This window comes from Plantibacter sp. MCCC 1A11337 (assembly GCF_013349365.1).
Taxonomy (GTDB): Bacteria; Actinomycetota; Actinomycetes; order Actinomycetales; family Microbacteriaceae; genus Plantibacter; species Plantibacter flavus_A.
Genome location: NZ_JABJWX010000001.1, coordinates 205,424 through 222,162, shown reverse-complemented (window position 1 = coordinate 222,162; position 16,739 = coordinate 205,424). Strand labels below are relative to the sequence as shown.

Below are 16,739 nucleotides of genomic sequence, written 5' to 3'. Positions count from 1 at the left end.
GGGCGGTGGCCGTCGTGCCACCGCCGGCAGAGAAAGCTGAGTTCCGAGTTTGGCAAAGTCGACTCCGGTCAAGAAAGCGTGGCGTTCGCTCACCTGGCTTGGCGTAATCCTCATCGGTTTGTTCGCGATCAACGCGGCCGGGGTCCTCTGGGGGAACAGCTCATGGGCGCCCAAGCTGGCCCTCGACCTCGAGGGTGGCACCCAGATCATCCTCGCGCCGAAGCTGGAGTCCGGCCAGACGGTCTCCAACGAGCAGCTGAACCAGGCCGTCGCGATCATCCGCCAGCGCGTCGACGCGTCCGGCGTCTCGGAGGCGGAGATCACGACGCAGGGTCAGAACGTCGTCGTCTCGATCCCGGGAACCCCCGACGAAGCGACGCTGAACCGCATCGAGAGCTCCGCGAAGCTCGAGTTCCGTCCGGTCCTCACCTCGCAGCAGCTGACCCCCGGTCAGCCGTCCAACACCTTCATCGGTGAAGACGGCGCCTCGACCCCGTATCCGACGCCGGACCCGGGCCTCGAGAGCACGCCGACCGCGTCGCCGACCAACGCGAGCGACCTGTCGCAGGTGACGCCCGCGCTGTACGCCGCCTTCCAGGCCTACGACTGCGCTGCGAATGCGGATTCGCTCGACGCCACCGCCGCTCCCGCAGCCGAGCCGCTCATCACCTGCGACCTCGACGGCACCTTCAAGTACGTCCTCGGCCCGGTCGAGGTGTCCGGAGAAGACCTGTCCGACGCGAGCGCCGGCATCAAGACGACGTCGTCGGGTGCGAGCACGGGCGAGTGGGCGGTGTACCCGGTCTTCAACGAGAAGGGCACTGCGCTCTTCGCCGACGTCACCGGTCGTCTGACCTCGCTGCAGAGCCCGCAGAACCAGTTCGCGATCGTGCTCGACGGCAACGTCATCTCCGCACCGCAGTCGCTCGCCGTCATCTCCGACGGCAAGCCGGAGATCAGCGGCTCCTTCACCGAGGAGTCCGCCAAGACCCTCGCCGATCAGCTCAAGTTCGGCGCATTGCCGATCAGTTTCGTCGTACAGAGCCAGGACACCATCTCGGCGACCCTCGGTTCGACGCAGCTGGAGAGCGGCCTCATCGCCGGTCTCATCGGGCTCATCCTGGTCGTCATCTACACGCTGTTCCAGTACCGGCTCCTCGGCACCGTCACCATCGCCTCGCTCGTCGCGGCCGCAGTGCTCACCTATGTGGTGATCCTGCTCATGTCCTGGCGTCAGGGCTTCCGGCTCTCCCTCGCCGGTATAGCGGGCCTCATCGTCGCCATCGGTTTCACCGCGGACTCGTTCATCGTGTACTTCGAACGCATCAAGGACGAACTCCGCGACGGCCGGGGTCTGGAGTCCGCCGTCGAAGCCGGCTGGAAGCGCGCCAAGCGCACCATCTACGCGGCGAAGGGTGTCAACCTGCTGTCCGCCGTGGTGCTGTACGTCCTTGCGATCGGCAACGTCCGCGGCTTCGCCCTCACCCTCGGCGTCACCACGATCATCGACGTCATCGTCGTGCTCCTGTTCACGCACCCGATGATGCAGCTCCTCGGCCAGACGAAGCTCTTCAACAGCGGCAAGCCGTTCACCGGTCTCGACCCGTCGGCGCTCGGCGCCATCTACCGTGGTCGCGCGGAGTTCCGGAAGCCCGTCTCGGTGCCCGGCGCCAAGGCCGCGTCCAGCAGCCGTGAGGCGGCCAAGCGCCAGACGATCGCCGAGCGCAAGCAGGCGGCCCTCGTCGGAGGCGGCTCCGACACCAGAGCAGACGATCTGCCGACCGATGGGAAGGACTCCTGATGGGTGCGTTCGCACGGTTCGGAAACGAGCTCTACACCGGGAAACGCTCCTACGACTTCGTCGGCAAGCGCAAGATCTGGTACACGATCGCCATCGTCGCGGTCGTCCTCTCCGTGTTGATCCCGGTCGTCAAGGGCGGATTCAACTTCGGCATCGAGTTCCGCGGTGGTTCGCAGTTCCAGATCGCCGACGTCAAGAGCACCGATCAGACGCTGGCCGAAGACGCGGTCGCGTCCGTCGTCAGCGGCGCGACCACCCACGTGACCGTCGTGGGCGGCAACTCGGTCCGCGTGCAGACCGACCAGCTGAAGAACGACAAGGTCACCCAGCAGGTGTCGGCAGCCTTGGCCGAGGCCTACGGCGTCGAACAGTCCGACATCACGAGTTCGTTCATCGGCCCGTCATGGGGTCAGGACGTCTCCAAGCAGGCGATCGTCGGCCTCATCGTGTTCCTCGTGCTCGCGGCGATCCTCATGGCCCTGTACTTCCGCACCTGGAAGATGTCCGCGGCCGCGCTGCTCTCCCTCATGCACGACCTCCTCATCACGGCCGGTGTCTACGCCGCGACGGGCTGGGAGATCACGCCGGCCGCCATGATCGGCTTCCTCACCATCCTCGGGTTCTCGCTGTACGACACCGTCGTGGTGTTCGACAAGATCCGCGAGAACACCACGCTCGACGCCGACGGCGCGGCCCGGACGTTCGGGGAGTCGGTGAACCTCGCGGTCAACCAGACCCTGGTGCGCTCGATCAACACCGGCGTGGTGGCGGCGCTTCCGGTCGCGGCGATCCTGTTCTTCGGTGCCTTCGTCCTCGGTGCCGACACGCTGCGCGACATCTCGCTCGCCCTGCTGGTCGGTATCCTCGTCGGCACGTACTCGACGATCTTCGTCGCTGCACCGCTCTACGCGAACTTCCGGCACAACGAGCCTCGCATCGCCAAGCACGACAAGCGCGTGCTGCAGTCGCGCGATCGCGCTCAGACCTCGGATGACGCCGAGGGCGAACGCACGGAAGCAGACGCGCCGCTGGCGCGTTGACCCTGACAGCGACCGACAACCGCGTGCACGAGCGCAGGGAGGCCTGAGATGGCGGACACCACGACATCCTCGACGGCCTCCCTGCGCCGTCTCGTCCCACGGATCTTCTCGAAGGCGCAGCCGGCCGGCGCCGTCGACACCCTGATGCGGACGGTGCGGCAGCACCATCCGAAGGCCGACCTGGCGCTCATCGAGCGTGCGTACACGGTCGCCGAGCGGGCTCACTCCGGCCAGAAACGCCAGAGCGGCGAGCCGTACATCACGCACCCGGTCGCCGTCTCCCAGATCCTGGCCGACCTCGGCATCGGACCGAAGACGATCGTCGCGGCCCTCCTCCACGACACCGTCGAGGACACCGACTACTCGCTCGACCAACTCCACGCCGACTTCGGTGACGAGGTCGCCATGCTCGTCGACGGCGTCACGAAGCTCGACAAGGTCAAGTACGGCGACAGCGCACAGGCCGAGACGGTCCGGAAGATGATCGTCGCGATGTCGAAGGACATCCGCGTCCTCATCATCAAGCTCGCCGACCGGTTGCACAACGCCCGGACCTGGGGATTCGTCCCGGCCGAGAAGGCGGCGAAGAAGGCCACGGAGACCCTCGAGATCTACGCACCGCTCGCACACCGCCTCGGGATCCAGGCGATCAAGTGGGAGCTCGAAGACCTGTCCTTCGCCGTGTTGTACCCGAAGCTCTACGCCGAGATCGAATCGCTCGTCAAGCAGCGCACACCGCAGCGCGAGGAGTACGTGCAGCACGTCATCGACGCGGTGAACGAGGACCTCAAGGCGCAGAAGATCCGCGGCAAGGTGGCCGGTCGCCCGAAGCAGTACTACTCGATCTACCAGAAGATGGTCGTCCGCGGCCGCGAGTTCGACGACATCTACGACCTCGTCGGCATCCGTGTCCTCGTGAACTCGCTGCGCGACTGCTACGCGGTCCTCGGGTCGATCCACGCACGGTGGACGCCCGTCCCAGGGCGTTTCAAGGACTACATCGCTACGCCGAAGTTCAACCTGTACCAATCGCTGCACACCACCGTCGTCGGACCGGGCGGGAAGCCCGTCGAGATCCAGATCCGCACGAACGAGATGCACCAGCGGGCCGAGTTCGGCGTCGCCGCGCACTGGAAGTACAAGGAGCGGATGAACAGCGGGAAGGCCGCGTCCTCCGCCGAGCCCGACAGCTCGATGGCCTGGCTCGCCCACATCTCCGACTGGCAGGCGGAGACGGCGGACCCGGGGGAGTTCCTCGACTCGTTGCGGTTCGAGATCGGTGCGAAGGAGGTCTACGTCTTCACCCCGAAGGGGCGTGTCGTCGGCCTGCCCGCCGGCGCGACGCCGGTCGACTTCGCCTACGCCGTCCACACGGAGGTCGGCCACCGGACGATGGGCGCCCGGGTCAACGGGCGGCTCGTGCCGCTGGAGAGCTCACTCAACACCGGCGACGTGGTGGAGGTCTTCACCTCGAAGAACCCCGACTCCGGTCCGAGCCAGGACTGGTTGAACTTCGTCAAGAGCCCTCGGGCGCGGAACAAGATCCGCCAGTGGTTCACGAAGGAGCGTCGCGACGAGGCGATCGAGCAGGGGCGCGACGCGATCGCACGGGCGATGCGCAAGCAGAACCTGCCGCTCCAGAAGCTCATGAACCAGGACTCGTTCGCCGAGGTCGCGGCGCAGCTGCGCTACGAGGACGTCACGGCACTCTATGCGGCCGTCGGCGAGGGCCACGTCTCGACGCAGTCCGTGCTCGAGAAGGTGGTCGCGCTCCTGCAGAAGGACGCCGACAGCGAGCACGCCGAGTACACCGTCCCGGTGCGTGGGAGCCGCCGTGAGCGGCTGCAGAACAGCGACTCCGGGGTCCTCGTGCTCGGTGCTCCCGACATCCTGGTCAAGCTCGCGAAGTGCTGCACCCCGGTGCCGGGTGACGAGATCGTCGGGTTCGTCACGCGGGGCTCCGGCGTCTCCGTCCACCGTTCGGACTGCCACAACGTCCAAGGCCTCCTGCAGGAGCCCGAGCGCATGATCGATGTGGAGTGGGCGCCGTCGTCGAAGAGCGTGTTCCTCGTCCAGATCCAGGTCGAGGCACTCGATCGAGCTGGACTGTTGTCGGATGTGACGCGGGTGCTGTCCGAGTATCACGTCAACATCCTGTCGGCGACGGTGAACACCTCGAGCGACCGCCTGGCCATCAGCCGCTTCGTGTTCGAGATGGGCGACACCACCCACCTCGACCGAGTGCTGAACGCGGTCCGGCGGATCGACACCGTCTACGACGTCTACCGGGTCAACGGCGGCTGAGCGGGAGCGACCAGGACGCCAGTTCGCTCCGAGTCGGCTCGAGGCCGGGAAGCATCACCTCGGTGGCACTCGACACGACACGGACGATCCGTGTGCCGCCGAGGACCCGCGGGACGGAGCGGACCCATGCGACGACCTCCTCAGGGGTGGTGAGCCCGAGCAGGAAGTAGTTGCGGATCGTCGTCATGGCCTCCTCCGCGTCGGCCCCGGTGCGCCGTGCCAGATCCGCGACCGTGCGCGTGGGGGTCGTGACCCGCAGTGCGCCGCACCGCTCGCTGTCGTCGGCGCGGAGTGACACCTGACGCAGACGCAACCGGGGCGAACGCGCGCTTCGCCGTTCCATCGACACGAAGCCCGTGTGGACCCTCGGTGCGATGAGCGCCGCGCCGTGCAGCCAGGCGGCACTCGTCTCAGCGATGACCGCGCCGGCCAGCCCGGGCAGCTGTTCGAGGACCGCCGCGCGCAGCCGGACGGTGTCGGGTTCGTCGACACTGCAGTAGCCGTCTTCGAAGGCGAAGAGCTCGCCGTCGAGCCGCGCGGCGGCGAGCTCGGCGACGGAGAGCTCGGGTGGCTGGAGGTAGGCGGGGAGGCGGCTCATGGAGGCCGAAGGATCCGCAGCGCAGCCTGGCTCGATGGGGAAGGACGTCTGGAGTGCCGTGGACATACGACGATCCTCCTGCAGCCGTCCGGCAGCAGGAGGATCGTCGACGGATCTGTGGAGAACCGCGACCGTCACGCGGTTGGTGGAGCGGATCCGCCTAGCGGATCGCCCCGAGCCACGCCTTGCGTGCATCCAGCGCCTCGATGGCCGCGGTGAGCCGGTCGGCGTCACCGGAGGCTCGTGCCGCCTCGACCTCGTCCTCGAGCTTGGCGATGGCGTCGGCGAGCTGGCTCGCGAGCCCCTCGGTGCGCGCCTTCGTCTCGGGGTTGTTGCGCTTCCAGTGCTCGTCCTCGAGCTGCTTGACGTGGGTCTCGATCTTGCGGAGACGGTCTTCGACGACGCGGACCTGCTCGCGCGGGACCTTTCCGATCTCGTCCCACCGACGCTGGATGTCGGTGAGCGCCTTGCGCGCCGAGTCCCGGTTCGTGTCGGCCAGGATCGGCTCGGCATCCGCCAACACCGCGAGCTTCAGATCCAGGTTGCCCTGGAACTCCTCGTTGTCGCGCGCGTCGATCTCGGCCTTCGCACCGTAGATCGCGTCGCCCGCGGCCTTGAACTTCGCCCAGAGCGCGTCATCCTGGCGCTTCCCGGCACGCGGGGAGGCCTTCCACTCGTCGAGCAGGCTGCGGTAGGCGGGGATGCCCTCGGCGCCCTTGGCGATGAGGGCCTCGGCGCGCTCGACGAGCTTCTGCTTGATCGCGCGTGCCTCCTTGTGGACAGAGTCGAGCTCCGTGTAGAACGCACGACGGTGCTGCTCGATCGTCGCGCGTGCCGTCCGGAACCGCTTCCAGAGGTCGTTGGCGTCGTTCTTCGCGAGACGAGGTCCGTCGTGCTGCTGGCGCTGCCACTCGGCGAAGAGTTCGTCGAGCCGCGCCGAGGTCTGCTTCCACTGCACCCGTGCCGGATCCTGCTGCGCGAGCTGCTCGGCCTCCTCGACGATCGCGAGACGCGCACGTGCCGCCTCCTCGAGAGCTGCCTTGGTCTCCTGGCTCTGCGCCTCGGTCAGCTCGCTCACGGTGCCGTCGAGCGCCGCGAGGCGGGTCAGGAGCGCCTGGAGGTTGCCGACCGCGTTGGCGGACTCGACCTGCTTGGTGATCGACTTCACGGCCTTCGCGACGTCCGTCGCCGGGGCACCGCGCTTCGCGCGCTGCTCGAGGAGCGTCACCTGTCCGGCGAGGTCCGTGAACTTGCGCTCGAAGTACGCGAGCGCCTCCTCCTTGGAACCGTCGGGGTACTGTCCGACCGCTCGTTCGCCGTCGGCCTCACGGACGTAGACGGTGCCGTCGTCGTCGACACGACCCCACGGTTCGATCTCTGGACTGGTCACGCGCATCACCCTTGCTGTGTGTTGACCGCCGTTCGTGGCGATCGTGATCGATCCACAAGCCTATTACCCCGAGTCCTGCTCGGGGCGACCGCTTGCGCCGGTCGGTTCCGTCTGGTGCAGGTTACTGCACGCGCTACTGGACCGTCACCGAGGTGATGGTGGCGGGCACCGCCGGAGCACCGTCACCGCTGCCGTCTGCGACACCGCCGGACACGACACCCGAGACGAGCTGGTCGAGACCGCTCGTGATCTGGCCGAGCACGGTGTAGCCGCCGGCGGCGTCGGACGGGATGGTCGAGTCCTGGTACACGAGGAAGAACTGCGAGCCGTTGCTGTAGCCGTTCCCTCCCTGGCGCGCCATGGCGATGGTGCCGGCCGGGTAGACGTCGTCCGTCGGTGCGTTCTCGACCGGGCCGTAGCTGTACCCGGGGCCGCCGGTGCCGGTGCCGTCGGGGTCGCCGCACTGCAGGACGTAGATGCCGCTCGTCGTGAGGCGGTGGCAGGTGACGCCGTCGTAGAAGCCGGACTGGGCGAGGGAGATGAAGGAGGAGACGCCCTGCGGCGCGCAGGCTCCGTCGAGGGTGAGGTTCATGACGACGTCGTTGATCGTCATCTCACCGCTCCAGTCGCGGTCCTCGGCGATCGTGCTCGCGGGGACTTCGCCGGTGTTCGCGCCGTCGGTGGCCCCGGTGACACCGCAGGCCCCGGCCTCGGCGGAGGCGGTGGGCGTCGCGACCGGGGTGCCCGGACCGCCGGCGAAGAAGAACACCTGCGCAGCCGTGGCACCGGCGAGGACGACGACGAGCGCCGCAGCGGCGATCACGTTGTCGCGGACGCGGCGCTTGGAGCGGTGCTCGTGCACGGTGCGCCGGGCGTTGTAGGCGCGCAGCCGTGCGCGTGCTGCGCGTGCCTCTTTGTCCGGACCCTTGCTCGTTGCCACGTCGTTCCCTCCAGGTGCCGTCGGCCGAGCGGCGGCATCGCGCTGTCATCTGGCACCACGCCCGCGGCGGACTGCCCAGGAGAACCTTACGGGGAGCGCTCCGCGCGGACCAAACGGCACACGACGGCGGTGACCCCGTTCTACAGCAGGTCCGCGTGTCGCAGGCTGCGGCTAGCCTGGTGGAATGTTCAGTCGAGGACCCGGCATCGCCGGCGCACCGGTACCGCTCGCCGTGCGCATGCGGCCCCGCAGCCTCGAGGAGGTCGCCGGCCAGCAGCACCTGCTCCGTCCCGGCTCGCCGCTCGTCCGCCTGGCGAGCGACAACGAGGGGACGCAGGCGGCCGTGTCCGTCATCCTCTGGGGTCCTCCGGGCACCGGGAAGACGACGCTGGCGCAGGCCATCGCGCACAGCTCCGGCCGCCGGTTCGTGGAGCTCTCGGCCGTGACGGCGGGCGTCAAGGACGTCCGGCAGGTCATGGAGGAGGCGATGTCGAGCCGCGACCTCTACGGCAGCTCGACCGTCCTCTTCCTCGACGAGATCCACCGGTTCACGAAGGCGCAGCAGGACGCCCTGCTCCCCGGCGTGGAGAACGGCTGGGTCATCCTGGTCGCCGCGACGACCGAGAACCCGTCGTTCTCCGTCATCTCCCCGCTGCTGTCGCGTTCACTGCTCCTCACGCTCGAGCAGCTGAGCGACGACGACCTCGGCATCCTCATCGACCGCGCCGTGACCGACCCGCGCGGCCTGGCCGGTCGCTTCACCGTGACGCCTGAGGCCCGCGCCGCGATCATCCAGTTGTCCTCCGGCGATGCCCGACGGGCTCTGACGGCGTTGGAGGCGGCCGCGATCGCCGCCGACTCCGATCTCGGCGCTCCGGTCGACCCCGACGAGCTCGATCTCGACGACGCGGGCCTCCTCGACGTCGGCGATGAGGACGACGAAGACGACGAAGACGGGGTGGACGACGACTCCGACACCGCGACGCGGGCGCCCCGCGGTCCCGTCATCACCGACGAGCTCGTCTCGCAGGCGGTCGACCGCGCCCTGCTCCGATACGACCGCAACGGCGACGAGCACTACGACGTCATCAGCGCGTTCATCAAGAGCATCCGCGGATCCGACGTCGACGCCGCGCTGCACTACCTCGCTCGGATGATCGAGGCGGGGGAGGACCCGCGCTTCATCGCCCGCCGCATCATCATCTCCGCGGCCGAGGACATCGGCATCGCCGACCCACAGGCGCTGCCCATCGCCGTGGCGGCCGCCGACGCCGTCCAGTTCATCGGCATGCCCGAGGGTCGCATCCCGCTCGCCGAGGCCGTGGTGTACCTGGCCACGGCCGCCAAGTCGAACGCGGCCTACGTCGCCATCGACCAGGCCATCGCCGACGTCAGGGCCGGAGCTTTCGGACGTGTTCCGAAGCCGATGCGCGACGCCCACTACGCGGGCGCCAAGCGCCTCGGACACGGCAAGGGCTACCGCTACCCGCACGACCACCCGATCGGCGTCGTCGCCCAGCAGTACCTGCCCGACGAGCTGCGCGACGTCCGGTACTACCAGCCCACCGATCACGGCCACGAACGCGACATCTCGGCGCGGTTGGACAAACTCCGGAAGATCGTCCGGGGCGAGTGATCGTCTGGTCACGGCGGCCCGGCGACCGGGGCACATCGTGCTAGTATTGATCCGCCTAGAACCGGTGTGACTGCGCGGCTGCTCGATCACCGTGTTCGACGGGCGTGTTCTGTAGCCGAACAGCCCCGGCGGACCCCTCTGACTTTGTCCGGTGTGATTCCGGATCACCGACGCGTCTTCGCGCCGGTCGTTCATCGTTTGAGACTTCATCGAAAGGAAACCGTGTCTACCAAGTCACGTACCCGCAGCAAGACCCGCCTCTCGCGGGCACTCGGCATCGCCCTCACCCCGAAGGCCGCCAAGTACCTCGAGAAGCGTCCCTACGCTCCCGGTGAGCACGGCCGCACCAAGCGCAAGGCCGACAGCGACTACGCCGTCCGTCTGCGCGAGAAGCAGCGTCTGCGCGCCCAGTACGGCATCCGCGAGGCTCAGCTCAAGATCGCCTTCCAGGAGGCACGTCGCACCCAGGGCCTGACGGGTGAGAACCTCGTCGAGATCCTCGAGACCCGTCTCGACGCGCTCGTCCTCCGTGCCGGCTTCGCCCGCACCACGGCTCAGGCCCGCCAGATGGTCGTGCACCGCCACATCATGGTCGACGGCCAGCTCGTCGACCGCCCGTCCTTCCGCGTGAAGCCGGGTCAGCTCATCCACGTCAAGCCGCGCTCCGAGGGCACCGAGCCCTTCCAGGTCGCCGCTGCCGGCGGTCACGTCGACGTCCTGCCGAAGGTGCCCGCGTACCTCTCGGTCGAGCTCGACAAGCTCCAGGCACGTCTCGAGCGTCGCCCGAAGCGCGCCGAGGTCCCCGTGACCTGTGAAGTGCAGCTCGTCGTCGAGTACTACGCAGCCCGCTAGGACTGCGGCCCGGCTCCGGGCACCACACGAAGAGGCATCGGCTCCGGCCGGTGCCTCTTCGTCGTCGTACGACGCCATCGGTCCACCGCGCTCGACTACGATGGATGCTTGGTACGCCCGGCGACGCCCGGGTGGTCGCACCGCAGATGAGGAGTTCCCCATGAAGAACGTGTTCTGGCTGATCGTCGGCATCGGCGCCGGCTTCGTCGTCGCCCACGAGATCAACAAGACACAGTCCGGCAAGCGGTTCTTCTCCGAGCTGGACTCACGCGTCAGGGAGTTCACCGACACCGTCGGCGACGCCTACAAGGAGCGCGAGGCGCAGCTGCGCGACACGGCGGAGACCGTCGTCGCGCGCGTCGAGGACGCCGCAGAAGACCTCACCAAGCCGTAGCGGCACGCCCGGACGGGCATCGCCGCAGCGCACGAACATCGACACGCACACCCCTGACGTACGGACACCATGGACACCGCTGACATCCGCTCCCGCTGGCTCACCTTCTTCGGCGATCGGGGGCACACCGTCGTCCCCTCCGCCTCGCTCGTCAGCGACGACCCCTCGCTCCTCTTCACGGTCGCCGGCATGGTGCCGTTCGTGCCGTACCTCACCGGCGTCGTCCCCGCGCCGTTCGACCGCGCCACGAGCGTCCAGAAGTGCATCCGCACCAACGACATCGAAGAGGTGGGCAAGACACCCCGGCACGGCACCTTCTTCCAGATGAACGGCAACTTCTCCTTCGGCGACTACTTCAAGGAGGGGGCGATCACCTACGCGTGGGAACTCCTGACCGGCAGTGAGTCGAGCGGCGGCCTCGCCTTCGACGAGAAGGACCTCTGGGTCACCGTGTACAAGGACGACGACGAGGCGATCGACCTCTGGAAGCGCGTCGCAGGGCTCCCCGAGCACCGCATCCAGCGGCTCGACAAGGACACGAACTACTGGTCGACGGGTCAGCCAGGACCGGCCGGCCCGTGCTCGGAGATCTTCTTCGACCGCGGTCCCGCGTACGGCGCCGACGGCGGCCCGGCGACCGACGACGACCGGTACGTCGAGATCTGGAACCTCGTGTTCATGCAGTACCTGATCGAGAACGTCCGCGGCAAGGTCGACTTCGACATCGTCGGCGAACTCCCGAAGAAGAACATCGACACCGGCATGGGGCTCGAGCGGGTGGCCTTCCTCAAGCAGGGCGTCGAGAACATGTACGAGATCGACCAGGTGCGCCCGGTCCTCGATCGCGCCGCCGAGTTGAGCGGACGTCGCTACGGCGCCGACCACGACGACGACGTCCGGATGCGCGTCATCGCCGACCACGTGCGTTCCTCGCTCATGCTCATGAGCGACGGCATCACGCCGTCGAACGAGGGACGCGGGTACATCCTCCGCCGCCTCATGCGACGGACGGTCCGTGCGATGCGTCTCCTCGGCGTCGACACCGCGACGTTCCCCGAGCTGTTCTCCGCGTCGCGCGACGCCATGAAGGCCGCCTACCCCGAGGTCGAGACCGACTTCGGCCGGATCTCGCAGAGCGCCTACGCCGAGGAGGAGACCTTCCTCCGGACACTGGCCAGCGGCACGACCATCCTCGACCTCGCGCTCGAGCAGACCAAGGGCTCAGGCCGGACGGCCCTCGCCGGGGATTCCGCGTTCCTCCTGCACGACACCTACGGGTTCCCCATCGACCTGACCCTCGAGATCGCGGAGGAGGCCGGCCTCTCCGTCGACCGAGACGCGTTCGATTCGCTCATGACCGCCCAGCGCCAGCGCGCGAAGGCCGACGCGAAGGCGAAGAAGAGCGTCCTCGCCGACCTCTCGGTCTACAGCGACATCCGCGCCAAGGGCGAGACCGTGTTCACCGGCTACACCGAGCTCGAGACCGAGAGCCGCATCCTCGGCATCATCGTCGGCGGCCACCCGGTGCAGCGCGCGGTCGCCGGTGACATCGCCGAGGTGATCCTGGCGGAGACCTCGCTGTACGCCGAGTCCGGCGGGCAGGAGGCCGACCAGGGCGTCATCGTCGGACCCGGATACGAGCTCGAGGTGCTCGACGTCCAGAAGCCGGTGAAGGGTCTCATCGCGCACAAGGTGCAGGTGAGCCAGGGCGAGGTGGGCGTTGACGCACCGGCGACGACCATCGTCGATGCGAGCTACCGACGCGGCGCCCAGCAGGCGCATTCCGGTACGCACATCATCCACGCCGCCCTGCGGCAGGTGCTGGGCGAAAGCGCCCACCAGTCCGGTTCGTCGAACAAGGCCGGGTACCTGCGGCTCGACTTCACCTGGAACCAGCCGCTGTCGCCGGCGACGAAGTCGGAGATCGAGGAGATCTCCAACAACGCCATCCGCGACAACCTGCAGGTGACCACCCGCGAGATGGCGCTCGACGACGCGAAGGCACTCGGCGCCATGGCGCTGTTCGGCGAGAAGTACGGCGAGACCGTCCGCGTCGTCGACATCGGCGGGCCGTGGTCGCGTGAGCTGTGTGCGGGCACCCACGTCACCTCCAGCGCCGAGATCGGGTTGATCAACCTCGTCAGCGAATCGTCCGTCGGCTCGACGAACCGTCGGGTGGAGTCGCTCGTCGGTCTCGAGGCCTTCCGCGACCTCGCCGCCGAGCGTGCGCTCGTGTCACAGCTCTCCGGCAGCCTCAAGACGCCGAAGGAACAGCTGCCCGACCGCATCGCCGAACTCGTCGCGAACCTCAAGGCGGCTGAGAAGAAGATCGCCGCGTTCGAAGCCCGTGGGCTGAGCGAACGTCTCCCGGCGTTGGCGCAGACCGCTCACCGCGTCGGCCCGGTGTCGCTCGTCGCCGAGCACCTGGGCGAGCTCGGGTCACCGAACGACGTCAGGACGCTCGTCACGCAGCTCCGCGAGCAGCTCGGCGCGAGCCCGGCGGTCGTCGCCCTGGGCGCGGTCGTCGGTGGGAAGCCCGCGATCGTCGTCGCGACGAACCAGGGTGCCCGCGACGCCGGACTCAAGGCAGGCCTCCTCGTCCGGGTCGCGGCCGGCGTCCTCGGCGGCAACGGTGGTGGGAAGGACGACCTCGCACAGGGTGGCGGCGTCGACGCCACCGCGCTCGGCGACGCCCTCGCGGCGATCGCCCGCGAGATCGCCTGACATGACGGACGGGTTCCGTCGCGGTGTCCGACTCGGGATCGACGTCGGGAAGGCCAGGGTCGGGGTCGCGAGAAGCGATCCCGACGGCCTGCTGGCCACGCCGGTGGAGACGGTCCCACGGGACCTGGGCGGCGACGCCGACATCCGGGCGATCGCGGTCATCGCCGAAGAACTCGGCGCCGTGGAGCTCGTCGTCGGTCTCCCGATCGCCCTGTCGGGGAAGGACACGGCGTCCACAAAGGACGCCCGGGAGTTCGCCGCCCGGCTCAGGTCGATCACCGGTGTCCCGGCCCGTCTCGTCGACGAGCGGCTGACGACGGTGACCGCCCACGGCGCCTTGCGCTCCGCTGGGAAACGACAGAAGCAGACGCGCTCGATTGTCGATCAGGTGGCGGCCGTCATACTCTTGCAGTACGCCCTCGACGCCGAACGCGGTTCGGGGCGACCCCCCGGAAGCCCCGTCGACCCGTGAACAGGACGTGCCTGTGTCGAATCTGACACCTGAGAACAACCCAGCAGACGATCCGCTCGCCGACCTCTTCACGTCCGAACGGAACGCCGCGGGGGAGCAGCCGGTGCCACTGTCCCGACGCGAGGCACGTCAGCGGCGGGAGGCCGCCGAAGCCGCCTCGACGCCGCCCGAGCCCGTCGATGAAGACGCCGCGAGCGACACGGCCGGACCGGCCCCGGCCGGCTCCAGATCGGTCGACGCCACGTCCGTCGACGCCCCCTCGACCGCCGCGTCGTCCGGTGACTCCAGCGTCGGCGAGCCGGCCGCGAGCGCCACACCCTTGAGCGGATCGACCTCACGTGCGCCCGAGTCCGACGACACCGAGTCATCGGTGTCCCGGGCCAGGACCATGACCATCCCCGCGTTCGAGGACCTGCTCGCTGAGGACGACACGGCGAACGACAGCGGGCCGCAGCCGATCCATCGGGGGCGCCGTCGTGCGCTGGCCGGCGGGGAACCGCCGAAGCGCCGTCGTGGTCGTCGCGGGCTCATCGCGCTCATCGTGTCGATCGTGGTCGTCGGGGGTCTCGTCGCGTGCGCCGCGGTCGTGTGGACGAGTTACGAGCCGCAGATCCGCAAGGTCCTCGGATGGGAGGAACCGAACGACTACGAAGGTGCCGGCAGCGGCGAGGCCGTCGTCATGGTCAACGAGGGCGACATCGGCGAGGACATCGCGACGAGCCTGCACGACGCGGGGGTCACGAAGTCGTTCGACGCCTTCTACGACCTCCTCCTCGCACAGCCCACCCAGCCGGAGTTCTTCCCTGGTGCCTACAAGCTGAAGCTCAAGATGAGCGCCAAGTCCGCCCTTGCGGCCCTGACCGATGAGGCGAACCGCATGGAGGACACCTTCGTCATCCCCGAGGGCACCGCCGAGCAGGACGCCCTGCCGTCGATCGCGGAGGGCACCGGCATCCCGCTGGAGGAGCTCCAGGCTGCGGCCGCCGACGTCGCGTCCTTCGGTCTCCCCGCCGAGGCGACCTCGCTCGAGGGGTTCCTCTTCCCGGCGACCTACAGCCTCCCCGACGGCGGCGATGCGCACGCCGTCCTCCAGACCCTCGTGAACCGGTCGTTCCAGGCGCTCGACGACGCCGGGGTGAAGCCCGAGGACCGCTGGAAGACCATCGTCCTGGCCTCGCTCATCCAGAAGGAGGCGGGCCTCCGCGACGACTACTACAAAGTGTCACGGGTCTTCCTCAACCGGCTGGACCCGGCCCAGTGGGAGAGCGGTCTGCTGCAGTCCGACGCGACGGTCGCGTACGGGACGGGCAACACCCACCGGGTGTCGACAACGGACGCCGAGCGCGCCGACGCTTCGAACCCGTACAACACCTACGTCCATCCGGGCATGGTCGTGCGACCGATCTCGAACCCGGGCGACCTCGCGATCGATGCCGCCCTGCATCCGGCCGACGGACCCTGGCTCTATTTCGTCACCTGGAACCTCGATTCCGGTGAGACGATCTTCTCCACCACCCAGGAGGAGCACGAGGCCGCGGTCGACAAGTGGCTGTCCTGGATGGACGAGCACCCCGAGTACCAGTAGCGGGAGCGTGGCGCACATGCGTGGAACAGGGCCGGGTCACGGCCAGGACGGGCAGCCGCGGCTCGCCGTGCTCGGCGCGCCCATCGCCCACTCCAAGTCGCCGGCACTGCATGAGGCCGCCTACCGGGTGCTGGGGCTCGACTGGGACTACGGTCGCCACGAACTCGAGGCGGCTGAGCTCTCGGCCTTCCTCGACGACCTCGGCTCGGACTGGCGGGGGCTCTCGCTGACCATGCCACTGAAGCATCGCGCGCTCGAGCTGGCCGACGTGGCCGACCGCGCCGCAACCGAGACCGGGGCGGTCAACACGCTGCGTCTCCGACGAGCCGAGGACGGGTCCCGTCGCATCGAGGGGTTCAACACCGACGTCGGCGGCATCGTCCGCGCGATCGGAGCGGCCGGTGTCGACACGATCGCGTCCGCGGTCGTCCTGGGCGGGGGAGCGACGGCTTCCTCGGCGATCATGGCGGCGGCGGACCTCGGTGCCGAGCACGTCCACGTGGCGCTCAGACGACCGGCCCAGGCGCGACCACTCGAGGACCTCGCCGGCAGGCTGGGGCTGCGGTTCGCCTCAGGGCCGTTCGACGGTGAGACGCCTGACGCACCACTCGTGATCAGCACCCTTCCGGGCGGCGCCCTCACTGAACCGGGTCCGGTCCTGTCCCATGCTCCAGGCGCGCTCCTCCTCGACGTCGCGTACGACCCGTGGCCGAGTGTGCTCGCGGAGGCGTGGTCGCAGGCCGGCGGGTCGGTCCTCAGCGGCCTGTCGATGCTCGTGCACCAGGCGTTGCTCCAGGTCCGGATCTTCGTCCTCGGCGATCCGCTCCTGCCGCTCGACGACGAGACGACGGTGCTCGGTGCGATGCTCGGAACGGTCCACCTCGATCACACCGGGGCGCCGGTCGCCTCGCACTGACCGCTCCGGACGCATCCGTCGCCCACCTGCACACCCGCCGGGCCGTCGACCGAAGGCGCACGGTCGCGTCCCGGCTCTATGGAAGGA

The 16,739-nt window shown here is 68.7% G+C and carries 13 protein-coding genes; 10 read left to right on the top strand and 3 right to left on the bottom strand.

From position 1 onward, the window contains the following. The first annotated feature begins 49 nt into the window (after positions 1 to 49). The 3 genes from secD to HOW07_RS01005 are packed head-to-tail and all read left to right on the top strand — an operon-like array spanning position 50 to position 5,145. The gene (gene secD, locus HOW07_RS01015; protein WP_175115855.1) at positions 50 to 1,801 is read left to right on the top strand and encodes a protein translocase subunit SecD; all 1,752 of its coding nucleotides are present in this window, start codon (positions 50 to 52) and stop codon (positions 1,799 to 1,801) included. Beyond that, complete coding sequence (secF, locus tag HOW07_RS01010) at positions 1,801 to 2,841, top strand: protein translocase subunit SecF (protein ID WP_175115854.1); 1,041 nt, start codon at positions 1,801 to 1,803, stop codon at positions 2,839 to 2,841. The genes secD and secF overlap by 1 nt, the downstream gene beginning before the upstream one ends. Positions 2,842 to 2,889: 48 nt before the next feature. Next, on the top strand, positions 2,890 to 5,145 hold the full coding sequence (locus HOW07_RS01005) for a bifunctional (p)ppGpp synthetase/guanosine-3',5'-bis(diphosphate) 3'-pyrophosphohydrolase (protein WP_064293821.1): 2,256 nt from the start codon (positions 2,890 to 2,892) through the stop codon (positions 5,143 to 5,145). Here the strand turns inward: HOW07_RS01005 and HOW07_RS01000 are convergent. The 3 genes from HOW07_RS01000 to HOW07_RS00990 all read right to left on the bottom strand — a co-directional run bounded on the left by HOW07_RS01000 (position 5,132) and on the right by HOW07_RS00990 (position 8,073). Further along, complete coding sequence (locus HOW07_RS01000) at positions 5,132 to 5,809, bottom strand: hypothetical protein (protein ID WP_175115853.1); 678 nt, start codon at positions 5,807 to 5,809, stop codon at positions 5,132 to 5,134. The two genes, HOW07_RS01005 and HOW07_RS01000, sit on opposite strands and share 14 nt — an antisense overlap. Before the next feature lie 94 nt (positions 5,810 to 5,903). After that, entirely contained in the window at positions 5,904 to 7,133 is a 1,230-nt protein-coding gene (locus HOW07_RS00995; protein ID WP_369808437.1) for a DUF349 domain-containing protein, read from the bottom strand. Between the two features lie 133 nt (positions 7,134 to 7,266). Further along, positions 7,267 to 8,073, bottom strand: a complete 807-nt coding sequence (locus HOW07_RS00990) for a peptidylprolyl isomerase (protein ID WP_071260142.1) — start codon at positions 8,071 to 8,073, stop codon at positions 7,267 to 7,269. A gap of 184 nt (positions 8,074 to 8,257) precedes the next feature. Here HOW07_RS00990 and HOW07_RS00985 point away from each other — a divergent pair, with 184 nt between their 5' ends. The 7 genes from HOW07_RS00985 (at position 8,258) to HOW07_RS00955 (ending at position 16,652) form a co-directional block, all read left to right on the top strand. Continuing rightward, the gene (locus HOW07_RS00985) at positions 8,258 to 9,709 is read left to right on the top strand and encodes a replication-associated recombination protein A (protein WP_082915828.1); all 1,452 of its coding nucleotides are present in this window, start codon (positions 8,258 to 8,260) and stop codon (positions 9,707 to 9,709) included. Positions 9,710 to 9,931: 222 nt separating this feature from the next. Next, complete coding sequence (rpsD, locus tag HOW07_RS00980; RefSeq protein WP_064293825.1) at positions 9,932 to 10,561, top strand: 30S ribosomal protein S4; 630 nt, start codon at positions 9,932 to 9,934, stop codon at positions 10,559 to 10,561. A 160-nt stretch (positions 10,562 to 10,721) separates the two neighbouring features. Continuing rightward, on the top strand, positions 10,722 to 10,955 hold the full coding sequence (locus tag HOW07_RS00975; RefSeq protein ID WP_064293826.1) for a hypothetical protein: 234 nt from the start codon (positions 10,722 to 10,724) through the stop codon (positions 10,953 to 10,955). A gap of 69 nt (positions 10,956 to 11,024) precedes the next feature. Beyond that, on the top strand, positions 11,025 to 13,679 hold the full coding sequence (gene alaS, locus HOW07_RS00970; RefSeq protein WP_175115852.1) for an alanine--tRNA ligase: 2,655 nt from the start codon (positions 11,025 to 11,027) through the stop codon (positions 13,677 to 13,679). 1 nt (position 13,680) lies between these two features. Further along, the gene (gene ruvX, locus HOW07_RS00965) at positions 13,681 to 14,151 is read left to right on the top strand and encodes a Holliday junction resolvase RuvX (RefSeq protein ID WP_175115851.1); all 471 of its coding nucleotides are present in this window, start codon (positions 13,681 to 13,683) and stop codon (positions 14,149 to 14,151) included. Positions 14,152 to 14,164: 13 nt separating this feature from the next. Beyond that, positions 14,165 to 15,736, top strand: a complete 1,572-nt coding sequence (mltG, locus tag HOW07_RS00960; protein ID WP_285039688.1) for an endolytic transglycosylase MltG — start codon at positions 14,165 to 14,167, stop codon at positions 15,734 to 15,736. 16 nt (positions 15,737 to 15,752) lie between these two features. Next, the gene (locus HOW07_RS00955) at positions 15,753 to 16,652 is read left to right on the top strand and encodes a shikimate dehydrogenase (protein WP_175115850.1); all 900 of its coding nucleotides are present in this window, start codon (positions 15,753 to 15,755) and stop codon (positions 16,650 to 16,652) included. The last annotated feature ends 87 nt before the right edge of the window (positions 16,653 to 16,739 follow it).

Coding starts and splice junctions, on each gene's coding strand:
- secF (WP_175115854.1), top strand. CDS start 1,801: ATGGGTGCGTTCGCACGGTTCGGAAACGAGCTCTACACCGGGAAACGC.
- HOW07_RS01005 (WP_064293821.1), top strand. CDS start 2,890: ATGGCGGACACCACGACATCCTCGACGGCCTCCCTGCGCCGTCTCGTC.
- HOW07_RS01000 (WP_175115853.1), bottom strand. CDS start 5,809: ATGTCCACGGCACTCCAGACGTCCTTCCCCATCGAGCCAGGCTGCGCT.
- HOW07_RS00985 (WP_082915828.1), top strand. CDS start 8,258: ATGTTCAGTCGAGGACCCGGCATCGCCGGCGCACCGGTACCGCTCGCC.
- HOW07_RS00975 (WP_064293826.1), top strand. CDS start 10,722: ATGAAGAACGTGTTCTGGCTGATCGTCGGCATCGGCGCCGGCTTCGTC.
- alaS (WP_175115852.1), top strand. CDS start 11,025: ATGGACACCGCTGACATCCGCTCCCGCTGGCTCACCTTCTTCGGCGAT.
- ruvX (WP_175115851.1), top strand. CDS start 13,681: ATGACGGACGGGTTCCGTCGCGGTGTCCGACTCGGGATCGACGTCGGG.
- HOW07_RS00955 (WP_175115850.1), top strand. CDS start 15,753: ATGCGTGGAACAGGGCCGGGTCACGGCCAGGACGGGCAGCCGCGGCTC.